22 protein-coding genes and 1 pseudogene are annotated in these 18,941 nt (G+C 46.9%); 5 read left to right on the top strand and 18 right to left on the bottom strand.

Annotated features, from left to right (window positions below; genetic code table 11):
• Positions 1-10: 10 nt before the first annotated feature.
• The 9 genes from qcrB to KJS65_RS03725 all read right to left on the bottom strand — a co-directional run bounded on the left by qcrB (position 11) and on the right by KJS65_RS03725 (position 5,799).
• Positions 11-682: a menaquinol-cytochrome c reductase cytochrome b subunit gene (gene qcrB / locus KJS65_RS03765; RefSeq protein ID WP_127607180.1), complete on the bottom strand. Its 672-nt coding sequence runs from the start codon at positions 680-682 to the stop codon at positions 11-13.
• Between the two features lie 15 nt (positions 683-697).
• Positions 698-1,240 carry a Rieske (2Fe-2S) protein gene (locus KJS65_RS03760; protein WP_211147009.1) on the bottom strand — a complete coding sequence of 181 codons (543 nt, stop codon included), beginning with the start codon at positions 1,238-1,240 and terminating at the stop codon, positions 698-700.
• A 177-nt stretch (positions 1,241-1,417) separates the two neighbouring features.
• Positions 1,418-1,849 (bottom strand): DUF2487 family protein, encoded by a 432-nt coding sequence (locus KJS65_RS03755; protein WP_213648628.1) that lies wholly within the window; start codon positions 1,847-1,849, stop codon positions 1,418-1,420.
• Between the two features lie 150 nt (positions 1,850-1,999).
• A complete protein-coding gene (locus tag KJS65_RS03750) occupies positions 2,000-2,179 on the bottom strand; it encodes an IDEAL domain-containing protein (RefSeq protein ID WP_136606170.1) in 180 nt (59 codons plus the stop codon).
• 22 nt (positions 2,180-2,201) lie between these two features.
• Entirely contained in the window at positions 2,202-2,708 is a 507-nt protein-coding gene (locus KJS65_RS03745; RefSeq protein WP_213648627.1) for a gamma carbonic anhydrase family protein, read from the bottom strand.
• Between the two features lie 43 nt (positions 2,709-2,751).
• On the bottom strand, positions 2,752-3,885 hold the full coding sequence (locus tag KJS65_RS03740; protein ID WP_213648626.1) for a hypothetical protein: 1,134 nt from the start codon (positions 3,883-3,885) through the stop codon (positions 2,752-2,754).
• Positions 3,886-3,976: 91 nt separating this feature from the next.
• Positions 3,977-4,564 carry a histidine phosphatase family protein gene (locus tag KJS65_RS03735; protein WP_213648625.1) on the bottom strand — a complete coding sequence of 196 codons (588 nt, stop codon included), beginning with the start codon at positions 4,562-4,564 and terminating at the stop codon, positions 3,977-3,979.
• 42 nt (positions 4,565-4,606) lie between these two features.
• Positions 4,607-5,209: an anti-sigma factor gene (locus tag KJS65_RS03730; protein WP_213648624.1), complete on the bottom strand. Its 603-nt coding sequence runs from the start codon at positions 5,207-5,209 to the stop codon at positions 4,607-4,609.
• Positions 5,206-5,799, bottom strand: a complete 594-nt coding sequence (locus tag KJS65_RS03725) for an RNA polymerase sigma factor (RefSeq protein ID WP_213648623.1) — start codon at positions 5,797-5,799, stop codon at positions 5,206-5,208. The genes KJS65_RS03730 and KJS65_RS03725 overlap by 4 nt, the downstream gene beginning before the upstream one ends.
• 635 nt (positions 5,800-6,434) lie before the next feature.
• Here KJS65_RS03725 and KJS65_RS03720 point away from each other — a divergent pair.
• The 3 genes and pseudogenes from KJS65_RS03720 (at position 6,435) to map (ending at position 9,078) form a co-directional block, all read left to right on the top strand.
• Positions 6,435-7,374, top strand: a pseudogene (locus KJS65_RS03720) (iron-hydroxamate ABC transporter substrate-binding protein).
• Between the two features lie 365 nt (positions 7,375-7,739).
• Positions 7,740-8,324, top strand: coding sequence for a TetR/AcrR family transcriptional regulator (locus KJS65_RS03715; protein WP_213648622.1), 585 nt, complete (start codon positions 7,740-7,742; stop codon positions 8,322-8,324).
• 7 nt (positions 8,325-8,331) lie between these two features.
• Positions 8,332-9,078, top strand: a complete 747-nt coding sequence (gene map / locus KJS65_RS03710) for a type I methionyl aminopeptidase (RefSeq protein WP_213648621.1) — start codon at positions 8,332-8,334, stop codon at positions 9,076-9,078.
• A gap of 76 nt (positions 9,079-9,154) precedes the next feature.
• Here the strand turns inward: map and KJS65_RS03705 are convergent, their stop codons facing one another.
• On the bottom strand, positions 9,155-9,373 hold the full coding sequence (locus tag KJS65_RS03705) for a hypothetical protein (protein WP_244864364.1): 219 nt from the start codon (positions 9,371-9,373) through the stop codon (positions 9,155-9,157).
• A 208-nt stretch (positions 9,374-9,581) separates the two neighbouring features.
• On the bottom strand, positions 9,582-10,145 hold the full coding sequence (locus KJS65_RS03700) for a TetR/AcrR family transcriptional regulator (protein ID WP_213648620.1): 564 nt from the start codon (positions 10,143-10,145) through the stop codon (positions 9,582-9,584).
• Between the two features lie 175 nt (positions 10,146-10,320).
• On the opposite strand from KJS65_RS03700, the gene KJS65_RS03695 reads away from it, so the two are divergent.
• Together KJS65_RS03695 and KJS65_RS03690 are read left to right on the top strand one after the other, a co-directional pair.
• A complete protein-coding gene (locus KJS65_RS03695) occupies positions 10,321-11,295 on the top strand; it encodes an NADP-dependent oxidoreductase (protein ID WP_244864363.1) in 975 nt (324 codons plus the stop codon).
• A 115-nt stretch (positions 11,296-11,410) separates the two neighbouring features.
• Positions 11,411-11,593 carry a hypothetical protein gene (locus KJS65_RS03690; protein ID WP_213648619.1) on the top strand — a complete coding sequence of 61 codons (183 nt, stop codon included), beginning with the start codon at positions 11,411-11,413 and terminating at the stop codon, positions 11,591-11,593.
• 585 nt (positions 11,594-12,178) lie between these two features.
• Here KJS65_RS03690 and KJS65_RS03685 read toward each other — a convergent pair.
• The 7 genes from KJS65_RS03685 to trpD are packed head-to-tail and all read right to left on the bottom strand — an operon-like array spanning position 12,179 to position 18,938.
• Positions 12,179-13,273 (bottom strand): prephenate dehydrogenase, encoded by a 1,095-nt coding sequence (locus KJS65_RS03685; protein WP_213648618.1) that lies wholly within the window; start codon positions 13,271-13,273, stop codon positions 12,179-12,181.
• A 28-nt stretch (positions 13,274-13,301) separates the two neighbouring features.
• Positions 13,302-14,399, bottom strand: a complete 1,098-nt coding sequence (gene hisC / locus KJS65_RS03680; RefSeq protein ID WP_213648617.1) for a histidinol-phosphate transaminase — start codon at positions 14,397-14,399, stop codon at positions 13,302-13,304.
• 24 nt (positions 14,400-14,423) lie between these two features.
• On the bottom strand, positions 14,424-15,230 hold the full coding sequence (gene trpA / locus KJS65_RS03675) for a tryptophan synthase subunit alpha (protein WP_213648616.1): 807 nt from the start codon (positions 15,228-15,230) through the stop codon (positions 14,424-14,426).
• A complete protein-coding gene (trpB, locus tag KJS65_RS03670) occupies positions 15,227-16,423 on the bottom strand; it encodes a tryptophan synthase subunit beta (RefSeq protein WP_136606184.1) in 1,197 nt (398 codons plus the stop codon). The genes trpA and trpB overlap by 4 nt, the downstream gene beginning before the upstream one ends.
• Positions 16,420-17,091 carry a phosphoribosylanthranilate isomerase gene (locus KJS65_RS03665; protein WP_213648615.1) on the bottom strand — a complete coding sequence of 224 codons (672 nt, stop codon included), beginning with the start codon at positions 17,089-17,091 and terminating at the stop codon, positions 16,420-16,422. The genes trpB and KJS65_RS03665 overlap by 4 nt, the downstream gene beginning before the upstream one ends.
• The gene (trpC, locus tag KJS65_RS03660; RefSeq protein ID WP_213648614.1) at positions 17,084-17,908 is read right to left on the bottom strand and encodes an indole-3-glycerol phosphate synthase TrpC; all 825 of its coding nucleotides are present in this window, start codon (positions 17,906-17,908) and stop codon (positions 17,084-17,086) included. The genes KJS65_RS03665 and trpC overlap by 8 nt, the downstream gene beginning before the upstream one ends.
• Positions 17,898-18,938 (bottom strand): anthranilate phosphoribosyltransferase, encoded by a 1,041-nt coding sequence (gene trpD, locus KJS65_RS03655; protein ID WP_213648613.1) that lies wholly within the window; start codon positions 18,936-18,938, stop codon positions 17,898-17,900. The genes trpC and trpD overlap by 11 nt, the downstream gene beginning before the upstream one ends.
• Positions 18,939-18,941: the final 3 nt, after the last annotated feature.

Genomic DNA, 18,941 nt, shown 5'->3' with positions numbered 1-18,941 from the left:
TCCCTTCTTATTATAGTGGACCGGAAATGCCCTGTCTGCGGATCATGATAAAGTGTCCCACGATCAGTACGAGCAATACGGCTGGGAGGAAGAATACATGCAGTGCGAAGAAGCGCGTTAGCGTCTCTGCGCCTACAATGGTTCCGCCCTGCAGGAATTCCTTAATAATTGGCCCGAGCCATGGAACGGAATTCGCAATTTCCAGGGTAACCTTTGTAGCAAAGTAAGCTTTGTTATCCCAAGGAAGCAGGTAGCCTGTAAGGCCCAGACCCAGCATAACAAAGAAAAGAAGCATACCAACAACCCAGTTCATTTCACGAGGCGCCTTGTAAGAACCTGTGAAGAACACGCGCATGGTGTGCAGGAACATCATTACGATAACTAAGCTCGCGCCCCAGTGATGCATACCGCGTACGATTTGACCAAAGGCCACTTGCGTTTGCAGGTATTCAACACTGTTATACGCGTTGATGATGTCCGGTACATAGTACATGGTCAGGAACATTCCTGACAGGATTTGAATGACCGTGATAAAAAACGTCAATCCGCCAAAGCAGTATACGAATGCGGAGAAATGATGCGCCGGGTTAACATGCTCAGGCACTTCATGGTCAGCAACGTCTCTCCAAATCGGCGTGACATCAAGACGTTCATCAATCCAGTTGTAAACATTCTTAAACATCCGAATCTACGCCTCCTATTTCACTTCAGTATTTGGCTCCAGTTGTCCCAAGTATACCCAACCGTCTTTTTGTTGCAATTTGTACGTGTCGAGTGGTTTTGGGGCTACAGCCAAGTTCTTGCCGAGTTTGGTGTAACGTGCGCCGTGGCATGGGCAGTGATACTCATCCGGGAAATTTTTATCATTGTTCCAGCCGACTGTACAGCCCAAGTGCTTACAGATCGGGGACAGCGCGTAGATTTTCCCTTTTTCATCCTTACGGATCCAAGCTGTTAACGTAGCTTTGCTCGCATACCATCCATCCTGCTGCGGGAGTTCAAAAGTGAATTCCTGAGGCTCGTCCGTAATTTTGTTTACTTCCACGACCTTAATGAATTCGCCTTCACCTTTTTTATGCAGAATCGGATCGACTGCAAACCGCACCATTGGCAGGACAGGGCCCATAGCCATAAATGCGCTTGCACCACCTAAAGTATAAGCCAGAAATTGTCGACGGGACATTTCTTTACGCCCGGGTGGTTTTCCAGATGGTTCATGGTGGTCATTTTGGTTGCTCATAATGTCTTCAACCCCCTTTGTCAACCAATTCTTTAAGTGCTTTCAATGATTATTATCACACGACTTACTAGGACATAATAATAATATATTAGCCTTATAAGACCGTCAAGAATATCCAGATCTTTTTATCATATAGATGAAGATTTACCCAAATAAATTGTTGAATTTCTGTCACATTTACGTCAGAAGGACAGGATTCCATAAAATTTGGATTTTTGCCTGTACAGCAGCCGCAAGTTCCTTCCCTTCCAGCTCCTTCATCTCAGACCGTGAAAGAATAAGATCTGCTTCCGTTAAATCCTCTGATTGAAGTACATTGTCTGATGAAATTACGACTACATGCTTAAATCCCGTACTCTTCATGTTTCCGCATATTTCATTCAAAAGTGACATTTCTTGCTGCAATCCATACTGGAAAGCCGGATATGTAATAATTCTGCCCTTATACGGAATCTCGACCAGATCCATGAAATCCCGCAGCCGCTCCAAAGCTGCGGTGGCCTGCATCGGATTCTCCTTCCCGGTAAGTCCGGTATAGGGGATAAGGCAGGTGTCGAAATAGGGCTGCAGCTCCTGCCAGGAAGCCTCGTCCACTTCACTGAACTTCATTACTTTCATCCTTCCATCATTTTTCTCCATTATATTTCATATTATGCCAAGACTGAAGTAAAAAAAGAAATGCAGGTGTCTTTCAATTCATTTATATTTGGTATTTAATAAATGAATTGCAGCGAACTGCATTTCTTTTCAGTTATATTTTCAGTTCAGCAACCTCAGTTCATCCGTAAGATTGCGGAAAGCCGATTCGTCTCCGGAGGCTAGCGCCCGATCAATTTCTCGGTAAAGCTCCTCGCTCCGGTGTTTGCGCAATGCTTCGTCCCATACCATTTCAGCCGCCAGCCCCAACATGACTTCATACGTAACTTTCATTTTATCCATAGGATGCACCTCCAAGCTTTTGTTAGAACATCCTATACTCCTTCCCCTTCTCCACATAATTTTGAGTCGTGCGGTACATTCTTTGCAAATCTGCCTCCGTTAATTCACGGACCACTCTCGCGGGAGACCCCAGGGAAAGGGTATAGGGTGGTATTTTTTTATTTTCAGTAACGATAGAACCTGCTCCTATTAAAGCATATTCTCCAATGTCAGCCCCGTTCAATACAATGGCCCCCATACCGATTAATGTACCCTTACCTATCGTACATCCGTGAATGATGGCTGAATGTCCAACGGAAACATCATTGGCTAAGATCAGTGGCTCATCCGCATTCACATGCCCGACGGTTCCGTCTTGTATATTGCAGCGTTCGCCAATGATAATCGGTGCCATGTCTCCTCTGAGAACAGCGTTGAACCAAACACTCGAGTCCATTCCTATTTGAACATCCCCGATAATCTTTGCTCCCTCGCCCACATAGACCGAGGAATGGAGCTTAGGCATATGTTGACCATAACGCAATAACATTTCTCATCACTCCTAACTTTGGGAGTGATTTTAACAACATCGCTCAGGTCTTGTCAATGGATGTATGGAGCGTACCTCCACCCAAAACAGAGCTTTTGCCGGCAATCTTTTGCCCCCAGGCGGTCATTTGAACAACCATGCCATGCTCAGGGCTTTCTCCAATCCGCAGTAACCCCAAATGAAGCATCATCCCAAGGATTCGCTCATTCAATATCGATTCTGCCGTATCGTAGTAGTATGGCTTAATCAGCCAGCCTATAGCCTGATGCAAAGACGAAACCGTTACCCAGTCTTTCGTGCATTCGCTTGTCCAATATACCAGTGAGGAAAGGTTTGGCACGGCTTGTTTATAAAGTCTTAACCAGAAACGAAAAATTTGTACCATGCTCTCTTTCATTCCGCCTTCTAGAACCTCAGTTCCTTTTGCAGTTAAGCGCAGCCTTAGTCCATCTTCCGATATATATTCATGGTAGTATGCAAAATCGTACAGTAATGCAAACCGGCTTGGATAGGAGCTGAATGTTCTGCCATAGCCAAAACGCCACCCACCCTTCAGCACCAGCGGCTCTCCCACATGCAGCATCTCCATGATTTGCTGTTGATGACGTCGATACATCACTGACTCCTGATTAAGCTCGATATCCTGTTGATGCAAGTACCGGAGAAATAGCAACAGATCATCCGCGCATAAATTCTGTTCCTCCCGGTATACAGGAGGCTCGCTAGTCCTGCTGATTTGTTTGCGGAGTGTCATCCCAAGCTCTAGTCTAAACCTGTCCTTCAAGTCATTAGGCATCTGGAACAAAAATCTCGTGTTTTGCGTCATTCCGTTAAACAGCCACCCGCTCCGTTTGTAGCGTGCAATAGCTTCTCTGGGACTTTCGGGCTTCTTCTTCCCCTTCTGCTCGCCATCGAATGCCGTTTGCGTAATCATGGCCTGCAGCTCTTCTACGCTGTATGAATTGCGGTTATCAAACAAAAGGGTGTTTAGAAAACGCAAATCCTTGGCCGAGCAGTTACTGACCTGTTGCTCAATGAATTCCCTGCGGCTTAGCATAACCAAAATGCTCTGGATCAGTTCATGCTTGGAATTCCGTTTGCACTCGCATTCATAATGCTCCGCAATGGTTGTCAGCTGGCCGATATCCGCGTATGTCAGCATATCCGCTAAATTCATCTCTGATCGCCTCGCCGTTTTAATACCATTATGGGAATTATTACAATTTTTATTCGGTAGAGACAAAAAAAATAACCCGAATGAGTTCGGGTTATTCCTTGTTTTCCAAGAGGTGCCTTGTGCAATTATAGAGAAGCGGGACCCAATCCAGATCCGTTTTCTCAACAATGGTTAAGGACAGATTACCTATCCTTTCCGTATAGCGTTCCTTATACAAGGAGCGGTAAAGCTGCGCCAGAAAGCCACCATGAGAAATGACCAGCATATTTTTGTCAGGATATGTATTCCACATGTCATCCATAAAAGCAAGACCCCGTGCCTGGATCACTTCATCCTTTTCCTGACCGAGCTCCTGCAAATGCCAATCGGGTCCCCATTTACCCTCTCTTTCGGAAAGTGTCAGGCCTTCCACCTGACCGAAAGAACGTTCATTTAATCTCGGATCAGGCTCAAGTACGGGAATATTCAGCTTCGAGGCTATAATTCTCCCGGTTTCTTCTGCGCGTGAAAGTCTGCTGCTGATCACAAAGTCCCATGTGTACTCCTCAGTAAGCAGACGATCGCCAAGAAGTTCAGCCTGTCTTCGGCCTTCCGTATTAAGTGGTATATCACTTTGCCCTTGAATTTTGCCCAGCATATTCCAGTCCGTTAACCCATGCCGGATTAAACCAATTTTCATATGTGAACCCACTTTCTATCTGCAGTTCAAGGAAGAACCGTTCTATTTTCGCATCTGACTTAATTTCCGCAGTGAAAACAAGGCCATTGCAACACCAAGCACCGACAGAATCATCCAGTATTGCGGATGAGTAGGACCCATCCCTACAACCAGTGGCTCAATAATCCCACTGTTTGCAGCGGGGATGTCGTAGCTGAAACGATCCGATATTAAAGTCGCATGCCCAGCAATTCCGGTTGGCAAAATTCCGGTGGCTGCCTCCGCCGTTTCTTTCACATGCGGTTTATCCATTAGCATAAAGTATAGAAAGCTGCACAGAAAAACCATGACAAAGCCGGCTATCCAACGTGACAGATGCCTTCTGGCAACCGCAGGCACATCAAACGGTTTGCTTTGATCCGGGATTAGCCACGGGGATTCACGATAAATCCTATCCATGACATTCCGGTTGATTTCCTCAGCACGCGCATCGGATGGTTCATCCTGCAAGTCCATAATGAAGCTGCTGCTCTCCACCCATAATTCAAACTCGGCCGCGCAGTCGCTGCATGTAGTCGTATGCTCCTTCAGCAGCCTCAGTCTTGGATCATGCTCCTCCATATCCGATATCAGCCCGAATATTTCCTGAGCTTCATCGCAAGTCATCTGCTTTTCATCCCTTCGTATTGTTCATAGTAATTCTCATAAAAATACGGTTCCAGCTGTAATTTAACACTGGATCGGGCTCTAAACAGCAAGGATTTGACCGAGCTGACACTTTGTCCAAGAATATCTGCTATTTCCTGGTAGTCCAGCTGATCGTACTCCCGAAGGATTAAGGCTGACCGCTGTTTCTCCGGCAAATTGTTAATGGCCTCGCGGACAAGCTCCACCTTCTCATTGCGCAGAATGGCTTGTTCCGGGGCAATCTCTGCCGGCGCTACCGGGGTAATCCCGCTTTCCTCCAAAGGAATATGTGCGCCTCTTTGCTTTCTCAGCTCACTAAGCACGGTATTCCGTGCAATCGTATACAACCATGTCGAGAAGGATGCATCTACTTCCCGGAATGAGTGCAGGCTGCGAAAAGCCTTATAGAATGTCTCGGAGCATAGGTCTTCTGCCATGAGCTCCATGTGGGAGCTTTTAAGCATATGATAAACAAAAGCCAATATTTTCCGTTGATAACGGCGCATTAATTCAGAGAAGAGCTCAATATTGCCCTCCTTGATTTCCCTAATCATCTGGGAATCCGTCATTTTTATGTAACCTCCTCGCCCGTACAAAAGCGTTTCCGTTCGATTCAGTTGTATATTAGTACCGAACAGGACTTGAAAAGTTGCGGTCGAATACTCGCGTTGGCGGTTTTCGTCAAGCAAACCTATGTATTGGCAATTTCACCAACGATTCTATAAAAATACCTAATTCATTGTACCATATTAATGTTTGATAGTCAGTTAAACCCTGCACATATTGCCGGATTTTGCTGGTACATAAAGATTTTTCCCGACATAAAAATATACTCAATATCCTATTAGACGAAACAAGTCCTTAAAAAGTTACTAGAAAATACATATTTTTTCCGAGTCGTTGATAGAGGTATAAGTTAAGGCATTGTTTTCGGTGGAAAGTTCATTTTCTCATCTATTTATCCACAAAAATGACCGCCATAATGGCGGCCTGTCCCCCCTATTTGGGCAACACCTTCCCAACATCCGTTGACAATTCTTTCTAATTAAATTAATGTTTATGATGATATTGATAATCATTATCAGTTAAGTGTTTATCATCCATGCAAGATACTAGTGAATTGGAGGCGGATCATAGTTCGGCTATATACGACAAAATTATAATTTGAATGCTCTTATTTAATAATTTGAAGGAGTACATAACTATGAAAAAGGCATTACTTCCACTTTTATTATGTTTTATCTTAATTTTAAGCGCCTGCGGTAAGCAATCATCGGATGACAAGGGGGCAGCGCCTGACTCTGCTGCAGATCACGGAGACAAAACGATCACTTATCAATCCGAGGACGGTCCAGTCGAGGTACCAGATCATCCTGAGCGGGTCATTGTCCTATCTACTTATGCCGGAAATGTAATTTCGCTGGGAGTAACTCTGGTGGGTGTGGATGTTTGGTCGAAAAAGAGTCCGATCTTTGAAAAAGACTTAAAGGCTGTTGCCGAAGTATCGGATGAGAATTTGGAGAAAATTATTGAACTCAATCCTGATTTAATTATTGGTTTGTCCGGCTCTGATATTAAGAATCTTGACAAATTGAAGCATAGCTCCTACCGTTACTTTTACCTACGGGAAATTGGATTATTTAACGCAGCATTTAGAGATCGGTAAGCTGCTTAATAAAGAGAAAGAGGCTATAGCCTGGGTGGATGATTTCAAACAGCGGACAGAAGAGTCCGGGGAGAAAATCAAGGCCAAAATTGGTGAGAATGCTACGGTTTCTGTGATTGAGAATGATGATAAACAGCTGTATGTGTTCGGAGACAACTGGGGTCGGGGTACAGAAATTCTGTATCAAAAAATGAAACTGAACATGCCGAGTAGGGTAAAAGTGGTGGCCTTGAAGAAGGGTTACTATGCGATTTCTTCTGAAGTATTGTCAGAGTTTGCAGGTGATTATGTGATTTTCAGCAAAGACAGAGAGGGTGACACTTCATTCGCATTCCAGGAAACATCGACTTACAAAAATATTCCGGCTGTGAAGAATCATCATGTATTTGAAGTCAATGCGAGATCGTTTTATTTTAGCGATCCCATAAGTCTTGACTATCAACTGAAATTCTTTGAACAAAGCTTTCTGGGTGAGTAGCACTAGATAGTACATGTGGAGCGTAACAAGTATTCGGTGAAAATAAAGTCTTTCGAGTATATCGGTCTCATTTGCGTCCTCCTTGTTAGACCTTTTACTTAAATGCCATACCACGTTAAATTGCCCGTTTGTTGAACAAATGGCAGCCGATTATGTTGAGATCGGCTGCCTTCTTGTTTTTATTGAGCTATCGCTTCCCGTCAACGCCACCGCCCAATCTATAACTTTATTATTACGGTCTAGTTCTTTATTGTTCAGTACTTCATTTTATCGAACACCAACAAATCTTTTGCATTTCCCCACCCCATGCGTTATTATTTTTACATTGACAAATATGCAGGTCTATATAAGGAGGTTAACACGCTATGTGCCCCCGTACCAAAGCACAAAATGAACTCATACGCATGCAGCGCAGAGAACAGATTCTGGACGTCGCCGCGCTCTCCTACTTTCGCACGGGCGGCAGCTTTGATATTCGCGACGTCGCCCGCGAGGCAGGGCTTGGTTACGGCACAGTATACCATTATTACCCCAATCGGCATTTATTAATAGAAGATGTGCTAGGAAGCGGCTTCGAACGATGTGAGCAAGTTATCGCACAATGGGCGAACATCAGCGGCAATCCCCCGGATGACTCTCCGTTGTTGACGTATTGTAAAGCGCTGCTCCGGCTGTGGCAATCGGACGCCCGCGCATATCTCGTATACAAAATGGCGGCGGAACATTATTCAGGCTTGCCTGAAAGGGATCGGCACCACGCCAAAAGAAAATTTATGGAACGGCTGTACGTTCCACTCCAATCGATCGCCCAGTGCGAAGACGACAGCGTCGACCATATGCTTGCCGTGCTGGTCGGTTGCTGTGGGCTGCACTACTATGCGGGCAATTCCGACCTGGACGTCGAACGAATCGCCCGACTCGCTATACAAGCTATTACGAAGGAGTCCTGATACCAACATGGTCATTTTAAAAAGCAAGCATGAAATTGAGGCTATCCGCAAGGCATGCCAAGTGGTAGCTGAATGCCATCGTACAATCGCCCCGCTTATCAAACCGGGGATTACCACCAACGAAATTGAGCGCATATTCGAGGACATTATGCTGAAGCACGGCGCAAAGCCATACCAGAAAGGCTATAAGGGCTATCAATATGCGACCTGTGCCTCCGCCAACGATGTGATCGCACATGGCTTCCCTAGCAATAAGCCACTTGAGGAAGGCGATATCGTGACAATTGACACGGTCGCTGAGCTCGATGGATGGCTCGGCGATTCGGCCTGGAGTTATGCGGTCGGGCAGATCTCGCCGATGGCCGAGAAGTTGATGCGTGTCACGAAGGAATGTCTTGACCTGGGCATCGAGCAGGCGCAGCCCGGCAATCGACTCGGTGACGTGACGAGTGCGATTCAGCGGCATGCGGAATCACACGGTTTCGGCGTCGTTCGCGACCTTCTCGCCCATGGCATCGGCCGCGACCTGCATGAAGAGCCGACTTATATGCATGTCGGCAAGCCTGGAAAAGGCCTCCGTATCAAGGAAGGTATGGTGTTCACGATTGAGCCCATGATCACCGAAGGCTCCTACTTCATGACGATCGATCCGGACGGCTGGACCGCACGGACGATGGACAACAAGCTCGCCGCCCAATACGAGCATACGATCGCCATCACGGCTGAAGGTCCACAGATATTGACCGCGCAATAGAAAAATTAGAGGTCGACCAACGAATTGGTCGACCTCTTTTTTTCGTATTCGGCATAACATCTTTCTTTATATTTTTTCATTCTACAACTTTATTGTTGTCCGCTAACTCATCTGCCTGGCGTTCATAATCTTCTACATTAGCTGGGATCTTTAATCTTACTTTATCGCCATCAAGGACTACTCCCATTTTGCTCGCATGTTTGAATGGATCATACGGTTCGTTGTTTTTAAGGCATGAGTATAGAACTTGTGCAATCTTACCGCATACATGACCTATGGCTTTTCTCTTGGCCATTCCTCGATCAACTAATCGTTTATAGTAAACGCGAAAACTATTTTCGCTTATTTTTGGGGATATTAACAGCAAAGCTGTTTGGTAAACGCCGTGACATGAAAATAGCAGGAATAAGGGGCACAGCACCCTTTGTTCCTGCTATTTCTTTTATTGAATAATAACTATCGTCAGCTGAACACAACTATCAATAAGTTCCAGCCTCTCTCCCCTAAACGGGAGGCACAGGTATCATTTGATTGCGTTCCATCAGAATCCACAACTCTTCAACCAATTCTTCTGCGGGGTAAGACTCGGAAGAGGTAATCCACCATTCAATCATGCCTGCCATTGCGGAAGCGAGGAATTGAAGCATAATCTCCTTGTTCCTCCCCTGGTTGATGCCACTCATGTCGATCTGTTTATCCAATCCTCGAAGCAGAGCAGCCTGCAAGCGGGTTCGAAATTTCGGGACGCTTTGATCAGCCAGCACTGCATCATAGAATGGGGCATGCTCTCTCAGATACCGAAAACTGTACAGCAAAGCTTCTTTGGAAGGGAAAATGCCAGTAACTCCACAGAAGAGACTGCTCTCGATCAGCTCCACCAAGTGGGATTTAATACACTGATCCAGCAAGTCAAACTTGTCCATAAAATGCAGATACACCGTTCCGCGACTTACATTGGCCCGCTCAGCGATTTGATTAATCGTGATTTGCTCAAAGTTTTTCTCGGACAGCAGTTTAATAAAAGCCTCTATAATCGATTCACGTGATTTTAGTATTCTTCTATCCATGCTTACTCCTTTTTGATCGAACAGAGATTGAACAATACCGTGAAATGTGTTCAATATTGTACATATTCCATTGTTTTAACAATTGTTCCCCAATCCCATTATAAGTACAATCAATTATATTGAACGGCTATGTACAAATCAACCAACAGCCAGCAATACCGAATGGAGGACGACAATGATGAAAGCAGTAGTGATAGAAAATTATGGTGGCTCGGAAGTTTTTGCGGAGCAGGAGTGGGATATACCACATATTCGTGATACACAGGTGCTCGTGGAGATGAGGGCGACCACGGTATCCTCAGCAGATCAACTGATCAGGAGTGGAACATTCCGTCAATTCATGCCAACCCAATTCCCTCATGTTCTTGGAGTCGACATCGCTGGTATCGTCGTGGCTACCGGAAAAAAGGTTACTCGTGTACAAACCGGGGATCGCGTTCTTGCAGTGTCCCGTACAGGCGGGGGCTACGCTGAATATGTCGCTGTGGAAGAATGCGATCTTGCTGTGATACCGCAGTCTCTTTCCGATGCAGAAGCCGCTTCGCTCTCTGCTTCCGGCATGACGGCCTGGCTATCCCTATTTCACTATGGCAAGCTGCAGCCGGGACAGCGTATTCTGATCCACGCCGGTGCAGGTGGCGTAGGACATCTCGCCATACAATTAGCCAAACAGCGTGGAGCTTATGTGATTACCACAGCTCAGGCACATAATCATCCCTTTGTTCTTCAGCTCGGTGCTGACGAAGTGATTGATTATACATCAACCGACTTTGCGGAGACTCTGAGTCCTGTTGATGTCGTGCTGGATATGGTCCGTGACCCAGATGTCGATAAAGTTACGGGAATCGGAGTAACAGAACTGAAGAATTACAACATTTTAAAGGATAATGGGACGTTCATCTCTCTTGTAAATCCGGCGATTGCGAAACACCCTCTCATCCGTGGGATTCATGCCCAGTTTGCCTTGATCACCCCGGGTGCGGGTGACTGGGAAGCGTTTATTCAATGGATTCAGACGAATAAGCTCGACATACATGTGGACCACGTATTCCCCTTTACCGGCCAAGGTGTAGCCGAAGCTCATGAATATTTCGATACCCGGAATAAGAGAGGCAAATTAGTCATTCAGAGGGACTCTATTCACAGTTAATCCATCGTTAGAAATCATACTACGTCTAGGATGGTCGAATTGTGCAATCGGACAGGCGTTAGGACGGCACCATTCCGCGATTGCCAGAGAGCGGCTATGCGGGGGTGAAGATAGTATGTATACGGCGGAGCATTCCCACTCGGCCTACATCGCACGCCTAATGTCCAGTAGACCTGTAGGAAGGCTGACTGCGGAACTGGCCTTTGAACTTGAAGAGAAGCTCCATCAAACCTTTTGTATGCTTCAAAACGATCTACCGATGGTGATATGCGAGTCACACATGCTGAAGGCGAAGTAAAGGTGCTGCGGCATAAGGGAAAGCGTCGTAAGCCTGTCATCCATAGTCTGTCATCGGGAAAATGCTTCAAAAGATTAATGCCCCCCCTACCGCCCTAATGATCGTAAGAAGGGGCTTTCTTTATAAAAACTTGCTGCTATTTATGGTAAGGTTAAGGTTCACCGTGTTTGATCTTAAACTAAACTGCCCGTTAGTTCAATAAAAGGACGCTCCCATGCCTTGCTTGGGCTTTGTCCTCCTCCCTACATTCCATCTCCAATATTTAACTAAAGAACGTATCCGGGTAGCATGTAATGCTTAAAAGGAACCCTATCTTAATCAAACCACTAAGAAAACACTTTATTTTCCAGTCTAGAACTGAATTTTATTATCTTTTGACAGACAATAAGCCCGCATGTTCGTGTATGTAAGAACTTATTATTTCATAAAAAAAAGGCCACCTTTATTGGTGGCCTGTCGCCCATATTAGGGCAACTCAGTTATTTGGATAGGAGTGGAGAGAAACCATACTGTACTTTTATTATATGTATACGTTTTCATTTTGTCAACCCTATATTAAAACTTGAAATGTAAACGTTTCATGGACTACAGCGAAATGCTGTAGTCCATGTTGTTAAGCAGCTCTTTGGCCCGCTCCATATCCGTTTCTTGGCGGAAAGACAGTCGCATAATGCCAGGTACATCTTCTCGACTCTCGATGATCTGCATATTACTCAGGTTAATATGGTTTATCCCGAGCTCGGTTGCGATTTTTCCAATAATACCAGGATGATCCGGTACGTCGATGTACAGGTCAAAAGAGGAAGTAATCATGCCCTTACGGCCTTCTGGAAGCTCGCTGCGGAAGTCGTTGGCTTTGGCAAAGGCTTCTGTGATCCCTTCTCCGTCTTCTGCCTCAAGCATCTGTACAAACGAAGTGATCCCCTCGTTCCAATCCGAAAGCATCTGAAGCATAATATCGCGGTTATTCAGCAGAATATCACGCCAAATCAACGGATCACTGGAAGCAATCCGTGTTATATCCCGGAAGCCGCCTGCAGCCAGCCTGCGGTAAAGGGAATTAGTTTCATTGTAATCACATACTTGGTTTACCAGCGCTACAGCAATGATATGCGGAAGATGGCTGATGGCACCAACAATTCTGTCATGCTCTAGCGGATCGACCTTAACAATTTGAGCACGGGTATATACGAGTAGTTGCACTAATGATTCGTACACCCCTTCCGGAAGCCCAGTTGGAGGCGTCAGAACATAATAAGCGTTCTCGAACAGCAGCGGTGTTGCCGCTTCGACTCCTGAGCGCTCTGAACCCGCCATAGGGTGACCGCCGATAAAATAGACATCCTGAAGCTCAAGCTTGGATGCCGCAGCAGCGATGCTCGCTTTGGTACTTCCAACATCGGTAATAATGCAGCCCTTCTTCAAAGGCATGGAGCTAAGCTTCGTCAGGTACTCGTCCAACTTGCCCACAGGTACACATAAAAAAATGAAGTCGGCATCGAGTGCCGCTTCCTCTATGGACAGCGTGGCTTCATCGACAACACCACGGCTTATATACTTTTCAGCGGAGACGGGACGGTGGGCATGACCCACGACGGTAATCCCCGGCTTGCCTTTGAAGCAAAGAGCCAGAGAACCGCCGATGAGTCCCACTCCGAAAATTGCAATTTTCGTAGTCATGTTACCTCACTTGATTGTTCGCATCTTATTATGCATGAGCCTTTTCTTCTTCCAATACCTGCTCCAGCGCATGAATAAATGCTTTATTTTGTTCTTGCGAGCCTACGGTCACCCGGATATAAGTCGGGTACTTGCTGTGGCCACCCCGAATAATGATACCTTTGCGGAGCAATGCTTCGAATATTTGACCCGAAGGCTTGCGTACATCCACCATGATGAAGTTGCCATGTGCAGGGAAATACTCCAGACCCAGACGGTCAAATGCATCCTGAAGCTGTACGATTCCCGCAGCATTGGCCGTACGGCACATCGCAATGTATTCTTGATCCTTCAGCGCTGCTTTAGCCGCTGCCTGGGCTACACGTGACGTGTTGAACGGTTCACGCACCTGATTAATCAGTTTAATAACATCGGGCTGGCCTACACCATATCCGATACGCAGGGAAGCGAGACCGTAAATTTTGGAGAATGTGCGCAAAATGACAACATTCGGATATTTATCAAGATATTGAATGCTGTTCGGGTAAGATACATCTGTTACATACTCACAATATGCTTCATCGAGGACAACCAATACATCCCCTGGAACTTTTTCCAGGAATGCTGTCAGTACTTGCTCAGACAAAATGGTGCCTGTCGGATTGTTTGGATTGCATACCCAAATCATTTTCGTATGGTCGTTGACCTTATCCAGCATCGCATCCAAGTCGTGGGTCCCATCAACAAGTGGCACTTCAATGCTGATTGCCCCTTCGATATCCGCGTTGCTTTTGTATACCGAGAACGTTTGGTCTGCCATGATGGTTTCATCACCAGGAACAAAGAATGCACGTGCAAGCAGGGCGATAATTTCATCGGAACCGCAGCCAAAGATGATTTGATTGGCATTCACGCCAAGAGAGCTCGCAAGATCAGCCGTCAACTCGACAGACCCGCCATCCGGATAGATGCTGATATTTTCCAGCTCAGCCAGGATAGCCTCTTTTACTTTGGGAGAGGCACCATATGGGTTTTCATTTGACGCCAATTTGATGACCTCATCCAGTCCTAGCTCTCTTTTCACGTCTTCAATTGGTTTGCCCGGCTGATACACGGGAAGATTCACAATATGGGATTTTGGTTTCATGATAACCACTCACTTTCAGCAAATTTATGCTTTTAATTGTGCCACAAACTTGCGTATTTGCAAGAGCCCTTCCTGGCGGGTGTCCACATTTTGTAGGAGTGGTATGGTTTCTTCTATCTGGCGGACAATAGCGCTGCCTACGACAACGCCGTCGCAGATCCGTGCAAACTTCGCTGCTTGCTCGCCGTTAGAGATGCCAAAACCTACCGCTGCTGGAATGTCCGTATACTCTTTCACTTGGGCGATAAACTCCTCCACTCCATCAAAGAAACTGGAACGCTCACCCGTCACACCCAGGGAAGATACGCAGTATACAAAACCTTTGGCACTTGCCACGATGCTCTTGATTCTTTCATTGGAAGTCGGTGCTACCAGAGGAATGAGATGAATCTCCGCGGCTTCTGCGCGTTTAGATAATTCCGCTGATTCTTCTACCGGCAGATCCGGAATGATCAGTCCGCTGATGTCATGCTTCTTCACTTCTTCGAAGAAACGCTCCAGACCGAACTGAAGCACCGGATTATAATAGGTAAACAGGATAAAAGGAAGCTTTACGCCGGCAGCCCGCGCTTTAACAGCAGCCTCCATGCAGCTGGCAATGTTCACTTGATGCTTCAGCGCCCGCTGGGAAGCCCGTTGAATGACAGGTCCATCCGCAAGAGGATCTGAGTAAGGAACACCGAGCTCGACAATATCAGCCCCGGCCGCCTCCAGCTCTGCTATAATCTCAACCGAGGTATCCAAGTCCGGGTCACCAATGGTCAAAAAAGGGATCAAAGCAGTCTGCTGATTTTCTTTTAATCTGGCAAACGTTTGGTCGATCAAATTCATGCCTGGTTCCCTCCTGTGTATGCCATAATGGATTCCACGTCTTTATCCCCGCGTCCGGAAAGGCAGATCACAACAATATCATCACTGCTGAGACCAGGTGCCATCTTGATCACCTGCGCAACTGCATGCGCGGATTCCAGTGCAGGAATAATCCCTTCCGTACGGCACAACAGCTGCAGTGCATCAAGTGCTTCCTGGTCCGTAACCGGTACATATTTGGCACGTTCAATATCCTTCAGATACGAATGCTCTGGTCCTACTCCAGGATAATCCAATCCTGCAGAGATCGAGAAGGCTTCCTGAACCTGTCCAAAATTATCCTGAAGCAGGTAGCTCATAGAGCCTTGGAATACCCCCTTGGTGCCTTTGCTCATGGTCGCTGCATGAAAGGCGGTTTCCACACCCTTACCGGCAGCCTCAACACCTATCAAAGCCACTTCCTTATCTTCGATAAAAGGATAAAACATACCAATTGCGTTGCTGCCGCCGCCGATTGCCGCTACTACATGATCCGGGAGACGGCCTTCTGCTTCAAGAATCTGGCGCCGTGTCTCATCTCCAATAATCCGCTGAAAATTACGCACCATCATAGGATACGGATGTGGTCCAACAGCCGATCCCAAAATATAAAACGTATCCTCCACGTTGCTGACCCAGTAGCGGAGAGCCTCATTGCCGGCGTCCTTCAGTGTCCGCGAGCCAGACAAAACCGGAACCACTTCGGCTCCGAGCAGCTGCATGCGGAATACGTTCAACGCCTGACGCTTGGTATCCTCTTCCCCCATGAACACCTTGCATTCCATTCCCAGAAGAGCTGCTACTGTTGCGGTAGCCACACCATGCTGACCTGCTCCCGTTTCAGCGATGACCTTTTGCTTGCCCATTCTTTTGGCCAAAACACCCTGCGCCAAAGCGTTGTTGATTTTGTGGGCACCCGTATGGTTCAGATCCTCACGTTTTAGATAAATTTTGGCCTTACCCAGATGCTTACTCAGCCGTTCCGCATAATAAAGCGGGGTTTCCCTTCCCGAATACTGCTTCAAAAGATAGGAAAGCTCCTCCTGAAAGGAAGGCTCCTCTGAATAATGATTATAAGATTCTTCCAGATGTATCAGAGCGTTCATCAAAGTTTCCGGTACAAACCGTCCTCCGAATTCGCCAAAGCGTCCATTTTGATCCGGCAGTTGTGTCATGCCTGCTTCACCCTTTCCACAAAAGCTGCGATTTTTTCGAGATCCTTGTCCCCGTTCGTTTCCACACCACTGGATACATCAATTCCGTCCGGTGCATAATCCTGTATGAGTCCTGCGACATTGGAAGCGTTCAGCCCCCCTGCCACAAACAGCGGTATACGTTGACTTTCGGTCCACTTCTGATATGCCGGGATCTTATCCCAGGCAAAAGTGGAGCCAGATCCGCCTCCGTAATGCGGTTCAAATGTATCAATCAGCAAAGCATCGATAAATCCCGCATAATCCTGAAAAGCCACGGGGTTTCCGTCCGCGCGCTGCTGAGGTCCTACAGAAACGACCTTGAACAGGTCAACTTGAAAGCGTTCCTTGATATCCCGGCAAAAATTCGGACTTTCCTGGCCGTGAAGCTGGATCACATCAAGCTCAAGATGAGACATAACCTTCTCAAGCTGATCCATATCCGGATTGACAAACACTCCCACACTGCGTGGAATGACAGGCGCTTCCCATTCTTTCAAAACGGCTGCCATGGAGGCCGCCGCTTGGGGCATGACCTGCCGCCGGCTTTTGGCAAATACAAAACCAATATAATCAACAGGCATGTTTATCATTGATTTTAGCACTTCAACGCCCTGAAGTCCACAAATTTTTACTTTTGTATTATTCATGCAAATGAACGCCGCCTTCCTCCGTTACCGGCCCCATCAGGCTCCGAACCGCCGCAGCGATATCTTCCTGTCTCATGAAATATTCACCCACAAGGACGCCCGATGCACCTGTATTTCTTAGAAACTCCATATCCTGCGGGCCTGCTATCCCACTTTCACTAATGACGGGCACACCTGCCGGCACCAGCTTGCTCAGCAATTCTGTTGCTGCAAGAGAAGTTTCAAAGGTATGGAGATTTCGGTTGTTGATACCAATCAAGGCACCATCGTGAAGTTCGAGTTCGAGCACCTGATTCATCTCTTCCAGGCTGTGAACCTCGATCAGAGAGTCTAGGCCAATCGAGGCTGCCGTTTTCATAAACGATGAAATTTGTTCCGGTGTGAGGATCGCTGCGATGAGGAGAACCGCGTCTGCTCCCAGCAGCCTCGCCTCATAGATCTGACGCTCATCGATTACAAAGTCTTTGCGTAACAGCGGGAGATTCACAGCTTGACGTACAGCCTTCAGATATTCGCCGCTTCCTTGAAAATAAGTGATATCCGTCAGTACTGACAAGCAATCCGCTCCCGCCTTTTCGTAAGCAAGTGCAATTTGGACCGGATCGAAGTCCGGACGGATCAGTCCTTTCGAAGGAGAAGCCTTCTTCACTTCCGCAATAAGCCCCATATCCCGTTTCCGGCCTGCTGTAAGCGTACGGGCGAACCCTTTGGTTGCAGGCAGTCCTGCGATGGTCTCAAGCGCCTTATCTATTGAAAAGGTTTCAGCCAGTATGGCTGTTTCTTCACGTTTGGTTTCTACGATGCGATCAAGATACATAGCTCAGCTCTCCTGTCATTTGAATCAGCTGCTGCAGTTTGGTATATGCGCTGCCGGTATCAATAGCCTTTGCCGCTGCAAGGACCCCTTCTGCTATGCTGTCTGAAAGTCCGGATACATAGATACATGCGCCTGCATTCGCAAGAACAACATCCCGGTACGGACTTTTTTCTCCTTGAAGTACGGACTCCACGATTTTGGCATTTTGCAGCGCATCCCCGCCCAGTACGGACTCAAGCGGATGAACATCCAGTCCAAGATCATGGGGATGAATATCATAAGTGCGGACCTCACCATCACGGAGCTCAGAAACTTGGGTTGATGCAGAGATACTGATTTCATCGAGACCGTCATGACTTGTCACGACAAGTGCACGTTTGGAACCAAGCTCTCTAAGTACCTCGGCAATCATCTGGGTCCGGTTACGATCATAGATTCCAAGCAGCTGCCGGTCTGCACCTGCAGGGTTCGTTAATGGTCCAAGCATATTGAATACCGTACGAATACCAAGCTCCTTGCGCGGGGCAGCAGCATGCTTCATCGAAGGATGATAGAGCTGTGCGAATAAAAAGCAGATGCCGATCTCATCAAGACAGCGCTTTGCCTGCTCACTGCTTAGATGAATGTTCACACCGAGTGCTTCCAGTACATCTGCGCTTCCGGCCCGGCCCGATGCCGACCGGTTTCCATGTTTGGCTACCCGCACAGAGGCGGAAGAAGAAATAATGGCCGACGCTGTTGAAATATTAAATTTGTGTATTCCCGATCCGCCTGTGCCACAGGTGTCCAACAGCTTCTCATTATCGGTTTGGACCGTGCTGGCAACATTCCGCATCGCTTCTGCAAACCCAGTAATTTCTTCAACCGTCTCTCCCTTGATTCGCAGTGCCATCAGCAGCGCTCCGATCTGTGACTGGGTAACATTACCATCCATGATCGACGACATCAATAGACGTGCTTCCTCACGCGTTAAATCCTGCCCCCCGATCAGCTGGTTCAAGCATGCTGGAATAAACTCGCTAGTACTCATACC

This window comes from Paenibacillus sp. J23TS9 (assembly GCF_018403225.1).
Classification (GTDB): domain Bacteria; phylum Bacillota; class Bacilli; order Paenibacillales; family Paenibacillaceae; genus Paenibacillus_AQ.
Note: the sequence above shows the minus strand (reverse complement) of the source record. Positions and strands in the feature narration are given on the sequence as shown.